The organism is Phenylobacterium sp. GW823-FHT02A09 (assembly GCF_058797775.1).
The window spans coordinates 519,699-538,201 of the sequence record NZ_JBXAJZ010000003.1 but is presented as its reverse complement, the minus strand read 5'-3'; the positions used below and the strand labels follow the sequence as shown (position 1 = coordinate 538,201).

Annotated in this window: 18 protein-coding genes; 13 read left to right on the top strand and 5 right to left on the bottom strand. The window is 69.8% G+C overall.

The window, feature by feature from the left end; all coding sequences use genetic code 11:
- Positions 1–15 precede the first annotated feature (15 nt).
- A complete protein-coding gene (locus AC1Q87_RS15230; RefSeq protein WP_492609769.1) occupies positions 16–2,091 on the bottom strand; it encodes a S46 family peptidase in 2,076 nt (691 codons plus the stop codon).
- Between the two features lie 156 nt (positions 2,092–2,247).
- On the opposite strand from AC1Q87_RS15230, the gene AC1Q87_RS15225 reads away from it, so the two are divergent.
- The 4 genes from AC1Q87_RS15225 to AC1Q87_RS15210 all read left to right on the top strand — a co-directional run bounded on the left by AC1Q87_RS15225 (position 2,248) and on the right by AC1Q87_RS15210 (position 6,232).
- On the top strand, positions 2,248–3,390 hold the full coding sequence (locus AC1Q87_RS15225; RefSeq protein WP_492609768.1) for an ABC transporter permease: 1,143 nt from the start codon (positions 2,248–2,250) through the stop codon (positions 3,388–3,390).
- The gene (locus tag AC1Q87_RS15220; protein ID WP_492609767.1) at positions 3,387–4,133 is read left to right on the top strand and encodes an ABC transporter ATP-binding protein; all 747 of its coding nucleotides are present in this window, start codon (positions 3,387–3,389) and stop codon (positions 4,131–4,133) included. Before AC1Q87_RS15225 ends, AC1Q87_RS15220 begins: the two co-directional genes overlap by 4 nt.
- Positions 4,134–4,139: 6 nt before the next feature.
- Positions 4,140–5,105 (top strand): HlyD family secretion protein, encoded by a 966-nt coding sequence (locus AC1Q87_RS15215; RefSeq protein WP_492609766.1) that lies wholly within the window; start codon positions 4,140–4,142, stop codon positions 5,103–5,105.
- 221 nt (positions 5,106–5,326) lie between these two features.
- Entirely contained in the window at positions 5,327–6,232 is a 906-nt protein-coding gene (locus AC1Q87_RS15210) for an SDR family NAD(P)-dependent oxidoreductase (protein ID WP_436060415.1), read from the top strand.
- A 68-nt stretch (positions 6,233–6,300) separates the two neighbouring features.
- Here the strand turns inward: AC1Q87_RS15210 and AC1Q87_RS15205 are convergent, their stop codons facing one another.
- On the bottom strand, positions 6,301–7,182 hold the full coding sequence (locus AC1Q87_RS15205; RefSeq protein WP_492609765.1) for an SDR family oxidoreductase: 882 nt from the start codon (positions 7,180–7,182) through the stop codon (positions 6,301–6,303).
- A gap of 94 nt (positions 7,183–7,276) precedes the next feature.
- Here AC1Q87_RS15205 and AC1Q87_RS15200 point away from each other — a divergent pair, with 94 nt between their 5' ends.
- From AC1Q87_RS15200 to AC1Q87_RS15190, 3 genes are all read left to right on the top strand, one after another.
- Positions 7,277–8,113, top strand: coding sequence for a helix-turn-helix transcriptional regulator (locus AC1Q87_RS15200; RefSeq protein WP_492609764.1), 837 nt, complete (start codon positions 7,277–7,279; stop codon positions 8,111–8,113).
- Between the two features lie 162 nt (positions 8,114–8,275).
- Positions 8,276–9,706: an MFS transporter gene (locus tag AC1Q87_RS15195; RefSeq protein WP_492609763.1), complete on the top strand. Its 1,431-nt coding sequence runs from the start codon at positions 8,276–8,278 to the stop codon at positions 9,704–9,706.
- Between the two features lie 89 nt (positions 9,707–9,795).
- The gene (locus AC1Q87_RS15190) at positions 9,796–11,208 is read left to right on the top strand and encodes an MFS transporter (RefSeq protein ID WP_492609762.1); all 1,413 of its coding nucleotides are present in this window, start codon (positions 9,796–9,798) and stop codon (positions 11,206–11,208) included.
- A 146-nt stretch (positions 11,209–11,354) separates the two neighbouring features.
- Here the strand turns inward: AC1Q87_RS15190 and AC1Q87_RS15185 are convergent, their stop codons facing one another.
- The gene (locus AC1Q87_RS15185; RefSeq protein ID WP_492609761.1) at positions 11,355–12,464 is read right to left on the bottom strand and encodes an Mrp/NBP35 family ATP-binding protein; all 1,110 of its coding nucleotides are present in this window, start codon (positions 12,462–12,464) and stop codon (positions 11,355–11,357) included.
- A gap of 123 nt (positions 12,465–12,587) precedes the next feature.
- On the opposite strand from AC1Q87_RS15185, the gene hflK reads away from it, so the two are divergent.
- From hflK to AC1Q87_RS15170, 3 genes are read left to right on the top strand one after another with little or no spacing between them, the layout of a single operon-like run.
- Positions 12,588–13,772, top strand: a complete 1,185-nt coding sequence (gene hflK, locus AC1Q87_RS15180; RefSeq protein WP_492609760.1) for an FtsH protease activity modulator HflK — start codon at positions 12,588–12,590, stop codon at positions 13,770–13,772.
- Positions 13,769–14,659, top strand: a complete 891-nt coding sequence (gene hflC, locus AC1Q87_RS15175) for a protease modulator HflC (protein WP_492609759.1) — start codon at positions 13,769–13,771, stop codon at positions 14,657–14,659. The genes hflK and hflC overlap by 4 nt, the downstream gene beginning before the upstream one ends.
- 35 nt (positions 14,660–14,694) lie before the next feature.
- Entirely contained in the window at positions 14,695–15,201 is a 507-nt protein-coding gene (locus tag AC1Q87_RS15170; protein WP_492609758.1) for a GNAT family N-acetyltransferase, read from the top strand.
- Here AC1Q87_RS15170 and AC1Q87_RS15165 read toward each other — a convergent pair.
- Entirely contained in the window at positions 15,183–15,827 is a 645-nt protein-coding gene (locus AC1Q87_RS15165) for a LysE/ArgO family amino acid transporter (RefSeq protein WP_492609757.1), read from the bottom strand. The genes AC1Q87_RS15170 and AC1Q87_RS15165 overlap by 19 nt on opposite strands.
- A gap of 69 nt (positions 15,828–15,896) precedes the next feature.
- Here AC1Q87_RS15165 and AC1Q87_RS15160 point away from each other — a divergent pair, with 69 nt between their 5' ends.
- The 3 genes from AC1Q87_RS15160 to AC1Q87_RS15150 all read left to right on the top strand — a co-directional run bounded on the left by AC1Q87_RS15160 (position 15,897) and on the right by AC1Q87_RS15150 (position 17,820).
- The gene (locus AC1Q87_RS15160) at positions 15,897–16,373 is read left to right on the top strand and encodes an ArgP/LysG family DNA-binding transcriptional regulator (protein ID WP_492609756.1); all 477 of its coding nucleotides are present in this window, start codon (positions 15,897–15,899) and stop codon (positions 16,371–16,373) included.
- A 10-nt stretch (positions 16,374–16,383) separates the two neighbouring features.
- A complete protein-coding gene (locus AC1Q87_RS15155) occupies positions 16,384–16,782 on the top strand; it encodes a LysR substrate-binding domain-containing protein (protein ID WP_492609755.1) in 399 nt (132 codons plus the stop codon).
- 219 nt (positions 16,783–17,001) lie between these two features.
- On the top strand, positions 17,002–17,820 hold the full coding sequence (locus tag AC1Q87_RS15150) for a S1C family serine protease (protein WP_492609754.1): 819 nt from the start codon (positions 17,002–17,004) through the stop codon (positions 17,818–17,820).
- On the opposite strand, the gene AC1Q87_RS15145 is transcribed toward AC1Q87_RS15150, so the two are convergent.
- Positions 17,817–18,491, bottom strand: coding sequence for an HAD family hydrolase (locus tag AC1Q87_RS15145; RefSeq protein ID WP_492609753.1), 675 nt, complete (start codon positions 18,489–18,491; stop codon positions 17,817–17,819). The two genes, AC1Q87_RS15150 and AC1Q87_RS15145, sit on opposite strands and share 4 nt — an antisense overlap.
- Between the last annotated feature and the right edge of the window lie 12 nt (positions 18,492–18,503).

The following is an 18,503-nucleotide window of genomic DNA, read 5'->3' as shown; positions in this document are numbered from 1 at the left end:
GCAATCGACCATCCCCTACTTCCCGGTCAGTTCCTTCACCAGCGCGGTCCGGCCATAGACCTTGGTCAGCGCCTCGGTCGCCGCCGAGGTCGCGACCACCACCGTGCGGTTGATCGACCCGTCATAGCCGAAGGCGCCGCCCAGCGAGTGGATGTTGCCGTCGAAGGCCGCGCCCAGCACCTCGCCCTTGGCGTTGACCACCGGCGAGCCGGAATTGCCGCCGATGATGTCGTTGGTGGTGACGAAGTTGTAGACCGTAGTCGGGTTGACCTTGGCCTGGGCTTCGACCCAGCGCGGCGCCAGTTTGTAGGGCTCCGCTCCGGTCGCCCGGTCGTAGAGCCCCGCGAACTTGGTCATCGAGGGAACGGTCACGCCGCGATAGCTCCAGCCGGCGACCTTGCCGTAGGACAGCCGCAGGCTGAACGTCGCGTCCGGATAGACCGCGTCGCCATAGGCCGCGAACTTGGCGCGGGCGACGCGCTCGGCCGCCGCGTCGGTCGGCCCCTGGACGTCGGTCTCCCAGGCCTTGCGCACCGTGCGGGCGGCCGGATCGTTGCGCAGCACCAACTGGATCAGCGGGTCGTCCGAGGCCTTGATCGCCGCCAGCCCGCCGTCCCACAGCGCCTTGCGCGCCGCCGGATCGGCCAGCTTGGAGCCGGCGACCGCCCGCTTGGCCAGGCCCTCCGGGCTCTCCTTGCCCAGCAGCGCCTTCACCGCAGCATCGTCGGTGGTCAGGTACTCGCGGGTCTTCGACAGCCAGAAGGCCAGGTAGACCTCCTCCAGCTCCGCATCGACCGGCTTGGCGTCCAGCAGCTTCTTCTCGACCAGCGGCAGGCGGGTGTCGGCGTACTCGGCCAGCCGCTCGGCGCTCGGCTTCTCCCGTTCCTGCGCCGCCCGCACCAGGGTCAGGGCGTAGTAGTAGAGGTTCGAATAGCCCGCCCCGCCCTCGATCTGGCGATAGCGCAGATAATTGTTGGCGTAGGCGGCCTGCGCCTTGGCGATGTCGCTCCACGGGTCGCCAATCTCGGCGGCCAGCTTCGGGTCGGCGGCGACCTTGGCCTTCAGCTCGGCCTCCTGGGCCCTCTTGGCGTCCATGAACGCCTTGTCGTTCAGCGCCGACTGCTGGCCGTAGAACACCTTGAAGCTGTTCTCGACGCCGAACAGCGGGTCGGTGGCGATGCGCTTGTGCTCGGCGCTCTCCTCGCCGAACTGCGCCAGGCGGCCGCGGATCTCAGAGCGCTGCAGCTGGCCGACCGGGATGGTCAGGTCGCGCAGGGTCTCGAGCTGCGAGACGGTCAGCAGGCGGTTGGTCGAGCCGGGGTTGCCGGAGACGAACGTCGCCTCGCCTTCCTGCGGCGCGCGGGTGGCCCAGGTCAGGTGGGTCGGAGTCACCGCCGGCTTGCCGTTCTCGTAGAGGCGGATGAAGCCGACATCGAGGTTGAAGCGCGGGAAGTTGAAGTTGTCCGGGTCGCCGCCAAAGAACGCTGTCGCGAACTCCGGCGCGAACACCAGCCGCACGTCGGCGTACTTGCGGTACTTGTAGAGCTTGAACTGGCCGCCGCGGTACAGGGTGATCACCTGGCAGCGCAGGCTCGGATCATCGCCGCAGCCGGCCTTTTCGATCGCCGCCATGGCCGCCTCGCGGGCGCGGACATAGTCCTGGCCGGTCTTGCCGGCGCCGGCCGCCTGGATGTCCTTGGTGACGTCGGTGATCGAGGTCAGGATCTCGGCCTGCATCCCCGGACACTTCTTCTCGTCCTCGCGCCCGTTGGTCAGGAAGCCGTCCTGCACATAGTCCTTGTCGCCCGACGACAGGTCCTGGACGCACTCGACCACGCAGTGGTGGTTGGTCAGCACCAGGCCCGAACCCGAGACCAGCGAGGCCGAGCAGCCGGTGGTCAGGCGCACCGACGCGCCTTGCATCCGGTCGAGCCACTTCTGGTCCAGCTTCAGCCCGTAGGCCTCGTTGACCTTGGCCAGCGGGAAGTTGTCGTAGGTCCACATGCCTTCGTCGGCCAGCGCCGGCGCGGCGGCAATCGAGAACGCGGCGGCCAGTCCGAGGCCCGCGCCGAACTTCACTGAATTCATCATCACCAACTTGAATGGCGGCCGCCACTGAGCGCCGCAAAGATGTAACTCTGTAACACCTGCATTTCGGCGGGACCAGCGGCCAAGCCCGCGCCTTACCTCGATTTAACTAGGCGAGAACGCCGGTCGGCCGCACATGCTGAGCGCGAGGAGGGCCCCATGTCATTGGCTCTAGCGACCCTGATCTACGAGTGGCGCCGCTATCTGGCGGCGGTGATCGCGCTCGCCTTTTCGGGCCTGCTGATCCTGGCCCAGGTCGGCATGTTCACCGGCATGATCCAGGCGGCGACGGCCACCATCAACCGCTCGCGCGCGGATCTGATGATCATGCCGGCCAAGTCGGAAAGCCTCATCAACTCAGGCCCTTCCAGCCTGCCGCGGCGCATCGGCCCGCAGCTCTACCTCAACCCAAACGTCGCCGAGGTCGCCAGCTTCGACGGCGGCGGCGGCCGCTGGACCAACCAGCCCCAGGACGGCCAGAAGCAGGTCACCACCTTCGTGCAGGTGAACATGGTCGACACCGAGCCGGGCGCCCTGACCCTGCCGGTCGACTACCCGGAAAGCGTGCGCATCGCGCTGATGGAGCCGAACGCCGTCGCCATCGACCGCTCCGGGCTCGGCCGTCTCGGCGTGAAGCTCGGTGACACCGCCACGGTCAACGGCAAGACCGTCCGCGTCCGCGCGCTGCTCGACAACTATCCCGACATCAACCAGCCCTCGATCGTCGTCTCGCGCGACACGCTTCGCCGGCTCGGCATGATGGAGAAGGGCGAGAAGACCGGCCCGCTGATGGTCCGCGTCAACAATCCCGCCCAAGCCGCGGCGGTCCGCGACCAGCTCAACGCCGACGCCAAGGGCGCCTACCGCGCCTGGACCCGCGCCGAGCTCGCCAAGGCCAACGAGAGCGCGCTGATGAAGGAGCAGATCATCGGCATCTTCCTCGGCTTCTCGGTGTTCCTCGGCTTCCTGATCGGGGTCGGCATCACGTCGCAGACCCTGCGCGGAGCCATCCTCGCCAACATCAAGGAGTTCGCCTCCCTGCGCGCGCTCGGCGTGTCGATGGGCTCGCTGCGGCTGATCGTGCTGGAGCTCTCGTTCTGGGTCGGGGTCGTCGGCCTCGGAGCCACCGCCCTCTTCACCTTCCTCGTCTCGATGCTCGCGCGCAGCGGCGGCCTGCCGATGGGCTTCCCGCTCGGCTGGGTCGTGGCGGTCGGCGTGCTGCTGATGGCGATCTCGCTGGCCTCCGGCCTGATGGCCCTCGGCATCCTCAAGAAGAGCCAACCTGCGGACCTGCTGCGATGACCTCGGACAACGCCGTCGCCCTCCAAGGCAAGGGCCTCACCAAGCGCTTCAAGACGGGCCGCACCCACATCGAGGTGCTGAAGTCGGTCGACTTCGACTGCCGCCACGGCGAGATGACCATGGTCATGGGCCCGTCCGGTTCGGGCAAGTCGACGCTGATCGCCAGCCTCTCGGGCCTGCTGCGGCCGGACGAGGGCCAGGTCGTCGCCCTGGGCGAAGACCTCTGGAGCCAGCGCCCCGGCAGGATCGACAAGTTCCGCCTCGACCACTGCGGCTTCATCTTCCAGGGCTTCAACCTGTTCGGCGCGCTCAGCGCCCTGCAGCAGGTGACCACGATCCTCAAGTACAAGGGCTACTCGCCGTCGGAGGCCAAGGACCGCGCCGCCCTGGCCCTGACCGAGGTCGGGCTCGGCCACCGGCTCGACCAGCGCCCCTCCGAACTGTCGGGCGGCGAGAAGCAGCGCGTCGCCATCGCCCGCGCCCTGGCCAAGGATCCGCGCCTGCTGTTCGCCGACGAACCGACCAGCGCCCTGGACGGCGAGAACGGCCAGATCGTCATCAAGCTGCTGCAGCGCGCGGCCAAGGAGCACGGCGCGGCGGTCATCTGCGTGACCCACGATCCGCGGCTCGAGGCCTATGCCGACCGCATCATCCACATCGAAGACGGACGCATTCTGGACGATCGCCGCACCGGCGCGTCCCAGCCTGCCGCCGTCAGCCATACCGAGCTCGTTGGAGCCTAAGAGACCATGCTCGCCTTCGTGAAATCCAACCGCATCAAGATCGCGGTCGTCGCGGCCCTCGTCGTGCTGGGCGGCGGCGCCTTCATGGCCTCCAGCCAGGCCAAGGCCAAGAAGGAAGCCGAGGCCAAGGTCGCCGCGGCCGCCGCGCCCAAGAGCCCGTTCGTCGCCGTCGCCAACGGCAAGGCCGACGTCGAGGGCGGCATGATCCAGGTCGCCGCCCGCCGCGCCGGCATCGTGCGCGAGGTCTATGTCCAGGAAGGCGACAAGGTGGTGAAGGGCCAGATCCTCGCCCGCCAGGAAGACGACGAGCCCAAGCTCTCGGCCGCCCGCGCCGCCGCCTCGGTCGAACAGGCCAAGGCCCAGATGGCCCAGTACCAGGTCCAGCTCTCCAGCGCCGAGCGCGAGCACAAGCGCCTGCAGGGCCTGGTCTCGACCAACTTCGTCGCCGCCCAGAAGGTCGACCAGGCCGCCGACAAGATCCGCGAGGCCCAGGCCAACATCCAGGCCCAGCGCGCCGCCATCGCCACCGCCCAGGCGGCCCTGGAGGAGGCCCGCTACAACCTCGAACTGACCATCATCCGCGCCCCGACCGACGGCCGCATCGCCCGCCGCTACGCCAATCCGGGCGCCGGCGCCTCGACCCTCAACGTCTCCAACATGTTCGACCTGGAGCCCGAGGCCCCGCGCATCGTCCGCGCCGAGATCGCCGAGAGCGCCCTGCCCCACGTCGCCATCGGCCAGACCGTGCAGATCGCCCCGGAGTCCGAGCCGACCAAGGTCTACAACGGCAAGGTCCTGCGCCGCGCCGCCGTGTTCGGCGCCCGCAAGCTGCAGTCGGACGATCCCAGCGAACGCGCCGACGACCGCGTCGTCGAAGTCGTGGTCAGCGCCGACAGCGCCCCCTTCCTGATCGGCCAGCGCGTGCTCGTGAAGTTCATGCGCGACGGCGCCCAGGCCCTGGCGGCGCGCTAGAGCTCGCCAGTTGCTCCCCCTCTGGGGGGAGCTGTCAGCCACATGGCTGACTAGGGGGACTTTGAGTCCTCTGCGACGAGAGCAGTCCCCCTCCGTCTCGATGCTGCGCATCGATCCACCTCCCCCAATGGGGGACGATCTGGTCCCCGCTTGACGTGCCCTCTCCCGCACCGCACAAACCGCGGCGAAATTTCAAACCCCTGTTTGATGGGAGACTTCTCATGGCGGACATCCGCTTCGACGGCAAAGTCGCGATCGTCACCGGCGCGGGCGGCGGCCTGGGCCGTCAGCACGCCCTCGAGCTGGCCCGTCGCGGCGCCAAGGTCGTGGTCAACGACCTGGGCGGTTCGGTCGACGGTTCGGGCGGCTCCTCGGCCGCGGCCGACGCCGTGGTCGCCGAGATCAAGGCCGCTGGCGGCGAAGCCATCTCCAACGGCTCGTCGGTCACCGACGACGCCGGCGTCGCCCTGATGATCAAGCAGGCGATGGACACCTGGGGCCGCATCGACATCCTGATCGCCAACGCCGGCATCCTGCGCGACAAGTCGTTCTCCAAGATGGACATCTCGGACTTCGAGCTGGTCGTGAACGTCCACCTCATGGGCACCGTGAAGCCTGTGAAGGCGGTCTGGGAGATCATGAAGGAGCAGAACTACGGCCGCATCGTCGTGACGACCTCGTCGTCGGGCATGTACGGCAACTTCGGCCAGTCGAACTACGGCGCGGCCAAGCTCGGCATCATCGGCTTCATGAACACCATCAAGCTCGAAGGCCAGAAGAACAACATCCACATCAACGCCATCAGCCCGGTCGCCGCCACCCGCATGACCGAGAACCTGATGCCGGCCGAAGTGCTGGAGCGTCTGAAGCCGGAATACGTCACCCCGGGCGTCGTCTACCTGGCCTCGGAAGAAGCCCCGAACGGCGCGATCCTGACCGCCGGCGCCGGCGCCTTCGCCCTGTCGCGCATCTACGAAACCGAGGGCGTGTACCTCGGCGAAGGCGGCCTGTCGGTCGAAGAAGTCCGCGACAACTGGGCCAAGATCGCCGACCCGGCCGGCCAGCAAGCCTACGTCACCGGCGGAGAGCAGAGCGGCAAGTTCTTCCGCAAGCTGCAAGGCGGCTAAGCCTCCGCACCTGACGGACGCGAATACGCGGGCGGTCGTTCCTCACGGGACGGCCGCCCGTTTTTGTTTCAGGCCGCCTCGATGTCGGCGACCAGCCCGGGTCCCGTCGGCGTCCAGCCGAGCTTCTGGCGGGTCAGGGCGCTGGAGGCCGGCACGTCGTGCGTGGCGAACATCGCCATCCAGCCGAAGTGCGCGGGCGCCTCCTCGGCCGTGATCGAGCGGGTCGGAACCCCGACGCGCCGCCCGACCGCCTCGGCGATGGCCCGCATCGCAATCCCCTCCTCGGCGATCGCGTGATAGCGCGCGCCGCGCTCGCCCCGCTCCAGCGCCAGTCGGTAGAGACGCGCGACGTCGGTCACGTGTGCGGCGGTCCAGCGATTGGCGCCCTCGCCGACATAGGCAGAGACGCCCTTCGCCCGCGCCAGCTCGATGGCGTAGGTGATCAACCCGTGCTTCTGGGTGTCGTGCACCTGCGGCAGCCGCACCACGCCGGCGTTGACGCCGCCCGACGCCGCCGCTTGCGCCGCTTCCTCGGACGCCGCCCGCGGCAGCAACGCCGAACTCGCCGGCGGATCGTCTTCGCTCGCGGTTTTGCCCGGTCCGGCCGTGCTCATCCCCGTGCCCGAGGTCACCAGCAACGGCCGGTCGGACCCCGCCAGGGCTGCGGCCAACACCGCCACGACCCGCCGGTCGTCCTCGCAGTTGGCCTGGTACGTCGAGAAGTCGTGGTTGAAGGCCAAGTGGATCACGCCGTCCGCCTGGGCCGCGCCCGCCTCCAGGCTGGCCAGATCCTCCAGCGATCCCGGGTGGGCCTGCGCGCCCAGCGTCGCCAGCGCATCGGCCCCCGCGCTCGACCGGGTCAGCCCCAGCACCTGATGCCCGGCGCCGATCAGTTCGGCGCTTACCGCCGTCCCGACAAACCCCGTCGCCCCTGTCACGAATACGCGCATCGCCCGATCTCCTTGGCTGTCTTGATCGACAACGTGCGCGCGCCTCATCATCCTGGTAAAGTAGTGCCGTTATCAGGGTATAATTGGTACTAGCATGAGCCTGACCTTCGCAGACGACAACCGGCTCGGGACCTACCTCAAGGACCGCCGCGGCAAGCTCGATCCGACGGCGCTGGGCTTTGCGACCGGGCGGCGGCGCACGCCGGGCCTACGCCGCGAGGAGGTCGCCCAGCGCGCCAACATCAGCCCCACCTGGTACACTTGGCTCGAACAGGGCCGCGGCGGCGCGCCGTCGGCCGACGTGCTCGACCGCATCTCGCGCGCCCTGCTGCTGACCGAGGCCGAACGCGAGCATCTGTTCCTGCTCGGCCTCGGCCGCCCGCCCGAGGCCCGCTACCGGCCAAGCGAAGGCGCCTCGCCGCGCCTGCAGCGGGTGCTTGACGCTCTGCTGCCCTGCCCGGCCCTGATCCGCACCGCGACCTGGGACGTGGTGGCCTGGAACCGCGCGGCCAGCGTGCTGCTGACCGACTACGACGCCGCCCCGCCGGAGGACCGCAACGCCCTGCGCTTGATGTTCCTCGATCCGCAGGCCCGCGCCCGGCACTACGACTGGGACGCCATCGCCCGCTTCGTGGTCAGCGCCTTCCGGGTCGACGCCGCCCGGGCCGGCGCGGCCGACGAAGTCGCCCCGCTGGTCGAGGAACTCTGCCGCTGCAGCCCGGAGTTCGCCGCCATGTGGCGCGAGAACGAGGTCCTGCCGCAGGTCGAGGCGGTCAAGCGGATGCGCCACCCGCAACTCGGGACCATCGCCTTCGAGCACTCGGTCTTCGCCGTCGACGGGCGGCTGGACCTCAGCATGCTGGTCTACAACCCGGTCAGCGCCGCCGACGCCGAGAAGATCGCCGCCCTGCTAACGACGAGCGGAACCTGAAGGTACTCGCTTTGCGTGCATGCAGTGCGGCGCGCGCGACGCACCGTCGCGCCGTCTTCCGCATTTCAACGAATTCACTTGCCGCCCCCTAGGTGATCGCGCGTAACCTAAGGGAATGAGGTGGCCCGTCAGAGGCTCGCCCACCCTAGGGAGAATCGAACCTTGACCCAGGCCTCGCCGGCTCCGCGCGCCAGCACGTTGCCGCTGTCCACCATATTCGCGTTCGCCGCGACCAGCCTGCCGATCCAGGCGGTGATTATCGCGGTCGCGGTCTACCTGCCCCGACATTACGCCAGCCACCTGGGCGTCAGCCTCGCCGCCGTCGGCGGCGCCTTCTTCATCGTCCGCATGATCGACATTCCGGTCGACGGCCTGCTGGGCTGGGTGATGGACAAGACGCGGACCAAGTGGGGCCGCTACCGGCTCTGGACCGTGGTCGGCGCGCCGTTCCTGATGGCCTCGATGTACTGGCTGTTTATGCCGGCCGAGGGCGTCGGCATCGGCTATCTGATCTTCTGGCTGCTGGTCATGTACCTGGGCACCTCGATCCTCAGCCTCTCGCACGCCGCCTGGGCCGCGACCCTGGCCCCGGCCTACAACGACCGCTCGCGCGTCTTCGGCATCATGACCGCGGTCGGCGTGCTCGGCGCGGCCGCCGTGCTCGCCATCCCGATCATCGCCGAGGCCCGCGGCCTGCCTGATTCCGGCAACGTCGCCACCATGGGCTGGTTCATCCTCGCCCTGACCCCGATCGCCGTCGGCCTGGTGGTCTGGCGCACGCCCGAGCGGATCGCCCCCGACGTCCCCGGCCACCAGTTCAAGCTGCGCGACTACTGGTCGCTGGTGTCGCGCCCCAGCATGGCCCGCATCCTGGCCGCCGACCTCTGCCTGGCCCTGGGCCCGGGCTGGATGAGCGCCCTCTATCTGTTCTTCTTCACCGACAGCCGCGGTTTCACCACCGGCCAGGCCTCGATCCTGCTGGCGGTCTACATCCTGGCGGGCTTCGCCGGCGCGCCGATGATGGGCCGCCTGGCCATGATGATCAGCAAGCACCGCGCGGTGATGGTCGCCACCACCGGCTACTCGCTGATCCTCATCTCGCTGATGGCGATCCCCAAGGGCAACATGCTGATCGCGATCTTCCCGATGTTCATGGCCGGCTTCCTGGCCGCGGGCTTCAACGTGCTGACCCGCGCCATGACCGCCGACATCGCCGACGAGGTCCGCCTCGAGCAGGGCAAGGAACGTTCGGGCCTGCTCTACGCGATCACCACCATGACCTCGAAGATCGCCGGCGCCTTCTCGATCGGCCTGACCTTCCTGGTGCTCGAAGCTGTCGGCTATCAGGCCAAGGAAGGCGCGGTGAACACGCCGGAGGCCATCCACAACCTCGAGCTCGCCTATCTGATCGGACCGGTGGTGTTCGTGATGCTCGGCGGCGCCTGCATGATCGGCTACGCCCTCGACGCCAAGCGCCACGGCGAAATCCGCCGCCAGCTGGACGAACGCGACGCTCTCTACGACGAGACTCCGATCATCGAGGTCGTCTCTGCTGAAGCGGCCATTGCGGTCCCGCCCCAAGCGGGTCGATAACACGACTGCCCCGGCCCGGCTTCGTCCGGGCCGGTTTCATTTTGACCCTGCCCCTTCATTTTTCAGGGGCCTGACATTTGAGGCGATACATGGCGCATTCCGCCGCTGGCAGCACCCGCCTGCCCTTGCCCGTCGTTATGGCGTTTTCCTCGACCGCCCTGCCCATCGCCGCCATCGGCCTGGTGATGGCGGTCTACCTGCCGCGGTTCTTCGCCGGCCAGCTCGGCCTGTCGCTGGCCGCGGTCGGCGTGGCCTTCACCATCGTGCGGCTCATCGACCTGGCGATCGACCCGCTGCTCGGCATGGCCATGGACCGCACCCGCACGCGCTTCGGCCGCTACCGGCCCTGGCTGCTGGCCGGCGGCCCGATCGTCATGGTCGCCGCCTACATGCTGTTCATGGCCCATCCGGGCATCACCGAGGCCTATCTCATCGAGTGGCTGCTGGTGCTCTATCTCGGGGTCTCGATCCTGACCCTGGCCCAGGCCGCCTGGGGCGCCTCTCTGGCCACCGACTACCATGACCGCTCGCGGGTCTACGGGGTCATCCAGGCGGTCGGCGTCATCGGCGCGGTGCTGATCCTGCTGCTGCCGCTGGCGCTGGGCAAGCAAGGCGAAGGCGCCAACGGCGTCCACGCCATGGGCTGGTTCTGCATCCTGCTGATCCCGGTGACCCTGGCGCTCTGCACCCTGTTCACTCCTGAGCGCGTGGCCCCGGACACCGGCAAGGAACGCGTCACCCTGCGCGACTACTGGGAGCTGGTCCGCCGCCCGGAAATGGCCCGCCTGATCTTCGCCGACCTGTTCATGGCGCTTGGCCCGGGCACCACCGCGGCGCTCTACCTGTTCTTCTTCCACGACGCCCGCGGCTACTCGCACCAGCAGACCGGCCTGCTGCTGGTGTTCTTCATCGGCGCGGGCCTGGTCGGCGCCATGTTCTGGGGCTGGCTGGCCCAGAAGATCGGCAAGCACCGCGCCCTGATCGTCTCGGCGGTCGCCTACGCGGTCAGCCAGTCGGCGCTGATGATCATTCCGCCGGCCACCATGGCCCTGGCGATCCCGGGCATGTTCTCGGTCGGCTTCGTCTCCTCGGCCTTCGTGCTGATCGTCCGCGCCATGGTCGCCGACGTCGCCGACGAGGTCCGCCTGGAGACCGGCAAGGAACGCGTCGGCCTGCTCTACGCGCTGGTCACCACCACCCAGAAGATCGGCACCGCGATCACCGTCGGCATCAGCTTCACCGTCCTCGACCTCGTCGGCTACAACGCCGCCGAGGGCGCGACGAACACTCCCGCGGCGATCCGCGGCCTGGAGCTCTGCTACGTGTTCGCCCCGATCATCCTGGTGTTCTTCGGCGGCGCGGCCTTCATCGGCTGGAAGCTCGACGCCAAGCGCCACGCCGAAGTCCGCCGCCAGCTCGACGAGCGCGACGCCCTGGCCGCGCAAGCCGGCCTGCTCGACAGCGTCAGCGGCGTCGGCCTGGCGACCGACGCGCCGCGCTAGGTCCAAGAAAATGCTCCCCCTCTGGGGGAGCTGTCGGCCGTTAGGCTGACTGAGGGGGACTTTGACTCCATCCCGAGGAGAGCGGTCCCCCTCCGTCTCGGGGCTTCGCACCGATCCACCTCCCCCAGCGGGGGAGGATCTATCAGCTAGAGCAGCGCCTTCGCCGCCGCGATGAAGGCCTTGGCGGCCGCGCTCTCGGGCGCGGTCGCCACCAGCGGCCGGCCCTGGTCGCAGGCCTCGCGCAGCGGCACCTCCAGCGGGATCTCGGCCAGCACCGGCACGCCCAGCTTCTCCGCCTCGGCCTTGGCCCCGCCGGAGCCGAAGATCGGGATCGGCGCGCCGGTCGTCGGGTCGCTGAAGAAGGCCATGTTCTCGATCACCCCCAGGATCGGCGTCGCCGTCTTCTGGAACATCGAGGCCGCCCGCCGCGCGTCGATCAGCGCGATCTCCTGCGGCGTCGAGACGATCACCACCCCGTCGATCTTCATCTTCTGGATCAGGGTCAGCTGAATGTCGCCGGTGCCCGGCGGCAGGTCGACGACCAGCACGTCCAGCGGCGCGGCCTCCGAGCCCCAAGCCACGTCGTTCATCATCTGGCGCACGGCCGAACTGGCCATCGGCCCGCGCCAGATCATCGGCGCGCCCTCGTCGACCATGAAGCCGATCGACATCACCTTCAGCCCCCAGGCCTCCAGCGGCTGCAGCTTGCCGTCCACGAAGGCCGGCTCCTCGTCGATGCCCAGCATCCGCGGCGCCGAGGGCCCATAGACGTCGGCGTCCAGCAGCCCGACCTTCAGCCCCTGGGCGGCGAACGCCGTCGCCAGGTTGACCGACACCGTGGACTTGCCCACCCCGCCCTTGCCGCTGGCCACCGCGATCACCCGGCGCACGTGGGCCGGACGCTGGGCGTCGGCCGGCGGGGCCGGCGCGGCCTGCGGATCCTGCGAGACGCGCACGCCCTTGCGCACCCGGGTCACGCCCTCGGCCGGCGGCGTGGCCGCGTGCTCGGCGGTGAGCACGACCTGCGCCTTCTCGACGCCCGGCAAGGCCGCCAGCACGTCCTGGGCGGCGTCGCGCACCGGCGCGTACAGCGCCGTTTCGCCGGCCGGCACCTCGAGCATGAAGCCGGCGCGCCCGCGCCCGACCGTCAGCCCACGGACGAGCCCGGCGCTCGCCAACCCCTTGCCCGTCTTCGGATCAAGGACGCGATCAAGCGCCGCCAGGATGCTGTCGCGGTCGGGGATTGTCGGATCCATACGGCCCTTTGACTTGCTTTAACCGGTGTTGGGCCACATATCCGGCTCACAGCGCCGGTTTACAAGCCCACGCACGGGCCTAACGACGCGGCCGCGCCGAGACGAAAGCAAGACGACGCGACCATGCCTTGGAATGACAACGCGAACCCTGGACCCTGGGGCGCGCCGCCGCCCAACGAAGGGAACGGCGACAAGAAACCCGGACCCCGCCGCCCGCTGGGCGGAGGCGGCGGCGGCGGGGGCCCCCGCGGCCCGCGCCGGCCCGAGGGTCCTGAGCTGAACGCCGCCTTCGAGCGGCTGCAGCGCCAGCTGCGCGACTTCTTCGGCGGTCCTGGCGGCGACGGCGTGCGTCCCGCCGCGGTCGCCGCGGTCGCCGGCGTCGGCGTCGGTCTCTGGGCGCTGTCGGGCGTCTACATCGTCCAGCCCAACGAGCAGGCCGTGGTCACCACCTTCGGCGCCTATTCGCGCTCCGAGGCCCCGGGCATCCGCTACCATCTCCCCGCCCCGATCGAGCGGGTCGAGAAGGTGCCGGTCACCACCCTGAACCGCATCGACATCGGCGGGGTGGGCGACGCCAAGGTCCCCGAGGAAAGCCTGATGCTGACCGGCGACGAGAACATCGTCGACCTCAACTTCAGCGTCACCTGGCGCGTCGCCGACGCCAGCAAGTACGTGTTCACGCTGCGCGACCCCGACGCCTCGGTGAAGGCCGCGGCCGAAAGCGCCATGCGCGAAGTGGTCGGCAAGTCCGACCTGCAGCCGATCCTCACCACCGGCCGCGGCCAGGTGCAGGCCCAGACCGCCGAACTGATGCAGAAGACCCTGGATTCCTGGGGCGCCGGCATCAGCGTCGTCGAAGTCCAGATCCGCTCGGCCAACCCGCCGCAGGAAGTGGCCGCTGCGTTCCGCGACGTGAACAGCGCCGGCCAGGACCAGGAGTCGGCCCGAAACGAGGCCAACACCTACCGCAACCGGGTGGTCAACGAAGCCAAGGGCGACGCGGCCAAGCTCGTCCAGTCGGCCGAAGGCTATCGCGAGCAGGCCGTGCGCGAAGCGACCGGCGACGTGGCCCGCTTCAACCAGATCTACAACGAGTACCGCCAGGCTCCGGGCGTGACCAAGGACCGCCTCTACATCGAGACCATGGAACGCGTGCTGGCCAAGTCGAACAAGGTCGTCATCGACGGCAAGGGCGCGAGCGCGCCGATCATCCTGCCGCCTGACGTCTTCCGTCCGCGCACCCAGCCGGCCCCGGCCGCGGAGCCCGCCGCGCCCACGGTCGCTCCCTCGACGGGAGCCGCCCGATGAACCGCAGCCTTCCCATCCTCGGCATCCTGCTGGCCGGCCTGCTGATCGTGCTTTCGCAGACCTTCTTCATCGTCGACCAGCGCAAGCAGGCGGTGATCGTGCGTCTGGGTGAACCGGTCCGCGTCATCAACGCGCCCGGCGATCCCGATCCCGGCCTCAAGATGAAGGTCCCGTTCGTCGAGAACGTCGTCCAGTTCGACAAGCGCAACCTGGCCATCGAAGCGGCGCAGGAAGAAATCACCGCCTCCGACCAGCAGCGCCTGGTGGTCGACGCCTTCGTCCGCTACCGGATCTCCAATCCGCTGCTCTACTACCGCACCCTGCGCGACGAACAGACGGCCAGCGACCGCATCGAGCGGCTGGTCAACTCCTCGCTGCGTCAGGTGCTCGGCACCGCGACCTCGACCGAGATCATCTCGGGCCGTCGTGAAGCGCTGCTGGCCCAGACCAAGAAGGACGTCGTCGCCCGCGCCGCCGCCTCGCGCCTCGGCATCCAGATCATCGACATCCGCATCAAGCGCGCCGACTACCCGCCGCAGATCCAGGAGTCGGTGTTCCGCCGGATGCAGACCAGCCGCCAACAGGAGGCGGCCCGCATCCGCGCCCAGGGCGAGCAGGAGAAGCGCGAGATCATCGCCGGCGCCGACAAGGAAGTGGCCATCACGCTCGCCACCGCCCGCGAGCAGGCCGAGACCACCCGCGGCGCCGGCGACGCCGTGCGGACCCGCCTCTTCGCCCAGAGCTTCGGCAAGGACCCGGCCTTCGCGTCGTTCTACCGCTCGATGCAGGCCTACGAGGCTTCGCTCGGCCAGGGCGACACGACCATGGTGCTCTCGCCTGACAGCGCCTTCTTCAAGTACTTCGAGCGCGGCCCCAACGCCCGCTGATGGCGCTGCGTCTCGTCCGGCCTGACCTCGCGCATATGCCGTCTTTCGTGGCGGCGATGCGCGAGGGCTACGCCCTCGACACCCTCCGGCCGGAAACACCCGAAAGCATCGCGCAGGTGGCCGCCGACCCGGCCGCTTTCGTCGCCGGCCAGCTCACCCCGCCGACCCACGTCGTCCTGCCCGACGGCAGCCACGGCGCCGCCGTGCCCTACACCGTGCTCTGGTGGGTCGAAGGCGACGAATTCCTTGGCTCGCTGCACATCCGCCATAACCTGAACGAGAACCTGGAAAAGGTCGGCGGCCACGTCGGCTACGCCGTACGCCCCTCGGCCCGCGGCCAGGGCCACGCCAGCGCCATCCTCGCCGCCGGCCTCGACTACATCCGCGCCCATCTGCCGCTGACCCGCGTGCTGCTGACCGTCAGCGCGACCAACGCCGCCTCGCTCCGCGTCATCGAGAAGAACGGCGGCGTGCGCACCGCCGCCATCCCGCACGTCTGGATCCCCGGCGAGACCTCGGTCCACTACTGGATCGAGCTGTAGGCCCCCGCGAACGCGCCGTTCAGCAGCGAGGCGGCCAGGGCCAGCATCATCAGCCCGACGCCGACATCCAGCACCCGCCAGGCCGCCGGCCGCGCGAACACTGGCGCCAGCAGGCGCGCTCCGAACCCCAGCGCCGAGAACCACGCCAGGCTGGCCAGCGCCGCCCCGGCCATGAACGGCGGCCGCTCGGCCGGCGACAGGCTCGCGCCCACCGCCCCCATCAGCATCACCGTGTCGATGTAGACGTGCGGGTTCAGGAACGTGAAGGCGGCTGCGCCCGTGAGCGCCGCGCCCAGCGTCATCGCCGCCTGCTGCTGCACCACCATCACGCCCGGCCGTGCGGCGCGGCGCAGCGCCGACACCCCGTACCAGCCGAGGAACGCCGCGCCGCCCAGGCCCATGGCCAGCGACAGCCCCGGCACGAGGTTGAGCGCCGCGCCTAGCCCGTTGACCCCAGCGATGATCAGCAGCGCGTCGGCGCTGGCGCAGAACAGCACCAGCGGCCCGACGTGCTCGCGCCGCAGGCCCTGGCGCAGGATGAACATGTTCTGCGCGCCGATCGCCATGATCAGGCCGGCGGACAGGGCAAAGCCCTTGGTGAAGGCGGGAAGCGAGGCGGTGAGCATGCCGCGCTGATGCCCTCGACAACCGCGTTAGTCGAGCTAAAGATGCTAAGGCTGAATTAGGAAGACTTAATGCTGGACTACGCCGCCCTGGACGCCCTCGCCGCCGTAGCGCGGGAAGGCAGCTTCGAGAAGGCGGCGCTGCGGCTGGGCGTAACGCCCTCGGCGGTGTCGCAGCGGGTGAAGGGCCTGGAGGAACGGCTCGGCGCCGTGCTGGTGACCCGCGGCGCCCCCTGCCGCCCCACCGCGATCGGCGCCCAGCTCTGCGCCCACGCCGAGCAGGTTCGGCTTCTGGAGCGGGAGCTGACCGCCGACCTGCCGGGCCTGGCCGAGAGCGCCGCCGGACCGCCGTCGATCCGCATCGCCGTCAACGCCGACAGCATGAGCACCTGGTTCCCCCAGGCCGCGGCCGCCTTCGCGCGCGAGGCGACAGCCACCCTCGACCTGGTGTTCGACGACGAGGGGCACACCGCCGAGCGCCTGCGCTCGGGCGAGGTGCTGGCCGCCGTGACCGCCGACCCGGTCCCGGTGCAGGGCTGCCGCACCTGAGCTGCCCCCTATGGTCTATGTGGCGACCGCCGCGCCCGCCTTCGTCGCCGCGGCCTTTCCGGCGGGCGTCGACGCCGCCGGCCTGAGTCAGGCGCCGACCCTGCGCTTCGACCGTCGCGACATGCTCCAGGCGCGCTGGGCGCGCGAAGCGCTGGACCTCGAGCTGACCGCTCCGGTCAACTGGTCGCCCTCGACCCAGGGCATGCTCGACCTCTGCCTGGCCGGGCTCGGCTGGGCGATGACGCCGCTTGCCCTGGCCGCACCGCACCTGACCAGCGGCCGCCTGGTCGAACTGCCGCCCGGCCGCCGGATCGCCGTGCCGCTCTACTGGCAGCGTACGCGCCTCGCCGCGCGCCTGCTCGAGCGCCTCACCCAGGCGGTCCTCGCCGCGGGCCGCTCCGCCGACTGACGCCTTGCGCAATGGCTCCTGACCACCCTGGCGCCGCGCGAGCTGACCGCGCCCCTGGCCTTCGTGATCGCCGTTGGAGCCGCCTACGCGGCTCGGCGGGCGATCCATCGCCGTCGATTGGCCGAATCCTAGACAGATCTGCCCCTAAAGCGCCCCAAACTGCGTCCATCCGCAGCACGCCCTAAAGGGAACCAAGCTGCGCCTTGGCCGCTTTCCGGCGTGAGTCACTACGTCGGAGCCCGCACTTTGCGCACCCAACAGCTTCTCTACGCCGCGGCCGGCGTCGTCATTTTCCTGATCCTGCTGCTCATCGGCTGGGGGCTCAGCCATCGCGGCGAGGCCCCGGCCGCCCGCGGCGCGACCAACTTCGTCGACGCGGTCCAGCGCGCCCAGTCCGCCACCGTCATGCTCACCGTCTCCGGCTCTGACGGCCGCAACGGCGGCGCGCCGATGCAGATGGGCTCGGGCTTCGTGGTCTCGGCCGACGGGCTGGTGGTCACCGCCGCCCACGTCACCGGCGGCTTGCCGGTGGTCAACCTGGTGTTCGCCGACGGCACGGTCGCCCGCGCCGAACTGGCCGGCGCCAACGAGGCCGCTGACGTCGCCGTCTACCGCGCCACCCCCGGCCGCCAGCTCGCCGCCCTTTCGTTCGGCGACAGCAATCAGGTCAAGGCCGGCCAGCCGGTCGTGCTGATGGGCGCGCCCTACGGTCTGGTCGGGACCGCCACCTCCGGCATCATCTCGGCCGTGAACCGCCAGATCGGCGCGCCGGTCGACGAGGACGATCCCTTCGCCGGCGCGGCGCTCAGCGGCCCGGTGAAGGCCTATCTGCAAACCGACGCCGCCCTGACCGCCGGCGGCTCCGGCGGCCCGCTGCTCAACAGCGCCGGCCAGGTGATCGGCATGGCCAGCGCCCGCGAGTCCCGCGGCGAGCCCGGCGCGGGCCTCGCCTTCGCCATCCCGGCCAATGTCGTGAAGTCGGTCGTCGACGAGGTGAAGGCCGGCCCGCCGCCGGCCGCCGCGCCCGCCCAGCGCTAGGAGAGCACGCGGGCCGCGGCCATCAGGCCGCGCACCTCGTGCAGGTCGCCGGCGATACGCACGCACAGCTCGTGCATCTCGTCGGTGGCTTCCAGCAGGTCGGGGACCATGATCGTCATCATCCCGGCCGACGAGGCGGCCCGGACGCCGTTGTGGCTGTCCTCCAGCGCCAGGCACAGCTCCGGCGCCACGTTCAGCCGCGCGGCGGCGGCCAGGAACGGATCAGGGTTCGGCTTGCCCCGCTCATAGTCGCCGCGCGCCAGGATGGCGTTGAAGCGCGGGATGATCCCGCTCTTGCCCAGGTGCGCCTGCACCGCCCGATGGCTCGACGAGGTGGCGATCGCCCGCGGCAGGCCAAGCTCGTCCAGGTGGTCGAGCATCTCCAGAACGCCGGCCTTCAGGGCGATGCCGGTCTCGCAGGCCGCGTCGACATGCTCCATCACCCGCGCGTTGAAGGCGTCGATCGGGAAGTCGCCGCCGAAGTGGTCGAGGACCTTCTGGTTGCCGGCCGGTCCCGGCAATCCGATCATGCTCATGAACAGGCTCAATGGCATGTCGTGGCCATGCTCGGCGCAGGTCGCGGTCATGGCGTCGCGATAGACGACCTCGGTGTCGCAAAGCAGGCCGTCCATGTCGAAGACGACGGCCGCGGGAAGACGGGGCAAACTCATGGCCGGGCTTCT

Bases quoted from the DNA above. Each gene is read 5' to 3' on its own strand.
- AC1Q87_RS15205 (WP_492609765.1), bottom strand. From the start codon at position 7,182: ATGCGCGTATTCGTGACAGGGGCGACGGGGTTTGTCGGGACGGCGGTA.
- AC1Q87_RS15210 (WP_436060415.1), top strand. From the start codon at position 5,327: ATGGCGGACATCCGCTTCGACGGCAAAGTCGCGATCGTCACCGGCGCG.
- AC1Q87_RS15215 (WP_492609766.1), top strand. From the start codon at position 4,140: ATGCTCGCCTTCGTGAAATCCAACCGCATCAAGATCGCGGTCGTCGCG.
- AC1Q87_RS15145 (WP_492609753.1), bottom strand. From the start codon at position 18,491: ATGAGTTTGCCCCGTCTTCCCGCGGCCGTCGTCTTCGACATGGACGGC.
- AC1Q87_RS15170 (WP_492609758.1), top strand. From the start codon at position 14,695: ATGCCGTCTTTCGTGGCGGCGATGCGCGAGGGCTACGCCCTCGACACC.
- AC1Q87_RS15200 (WP_492609764.1), top strand. From the start codon at position 7,277: ATGAGCCTGACCTTCGCAGACGACAACCGGCTCGGGACCTACCTCAAG.
- AC1Q87_RS15230 (WP_492609769.1), bottom strand. From the start codon at position 2,091: ATGATGAATTCAGTGAAGTTCGGCGCGGGCCTCGGACTGGCCGCCGCG.
- AC1Q87_RS15160 (WP_492609756.1), top strand. From the start codon at position 15,897: ATGCTGGACTACGCCGCCCTGGACGCCCTCGCCGCCGTAGCGCGGGAA.
- hflK (WP_492609760.1), top strand. From the start codon at position 12,588: ATGCCTTGGAATGACAACGCGAACCCTGGACCCTGGGGCGCGCCGCCG.
- AC1Q87_RS15155 (WP_492609755.1), top strand. From the start codon at position 16,384: ATGGTCTATGTGGCGACCGCCGCGCCCGCCTTCGTCGCCGCGGCCTTT.
- AC1Q87_RS15185 (WP_492609761.1), bottom strand. From the start codon at position 12,464: ATGGATCCGACAATCCCCGACCGCGACAGCATCCTGGCGGCGCTTGAT.
- AC1Q87_RS15220 (WP_492609767.1), top strand. From the start codon at position 3,387: ATGACCTCGGACAACGCCGTCGCCCTCCAAGGCAAGGGCCTCACCAAG.
- hflC (WP_492609759.1), top strand. From the start codon at position 13,769: ATGAACCGCAGCCTTCCCATCCTCGGCATCCTGCTGGCCGGCCTGCTG.
- AC1Q87_RS15165 (WP_492609757.1), bottom strand. From the start codon at position 15,827: ATGCTCACCGCCTCGCTTCCCGCCTTCACCAAGGGCTTTGCCCTGTCC.
- AC1Q87_RS15190 (WP_492609762.1), top strand. From the start codon at position 9,796: ATGGCGCATTCCGCCGCTGGCAGCACCCGCCTGCCCTTGCCCGTCGTT.
- AC1Q87_RS15225 (WP_492609768.1), top strand. From the start codon at position 2,248: ATGTCATTGGCTCTAGCGACCCTGATCTACGAGTGGCGCCGCTATCTG.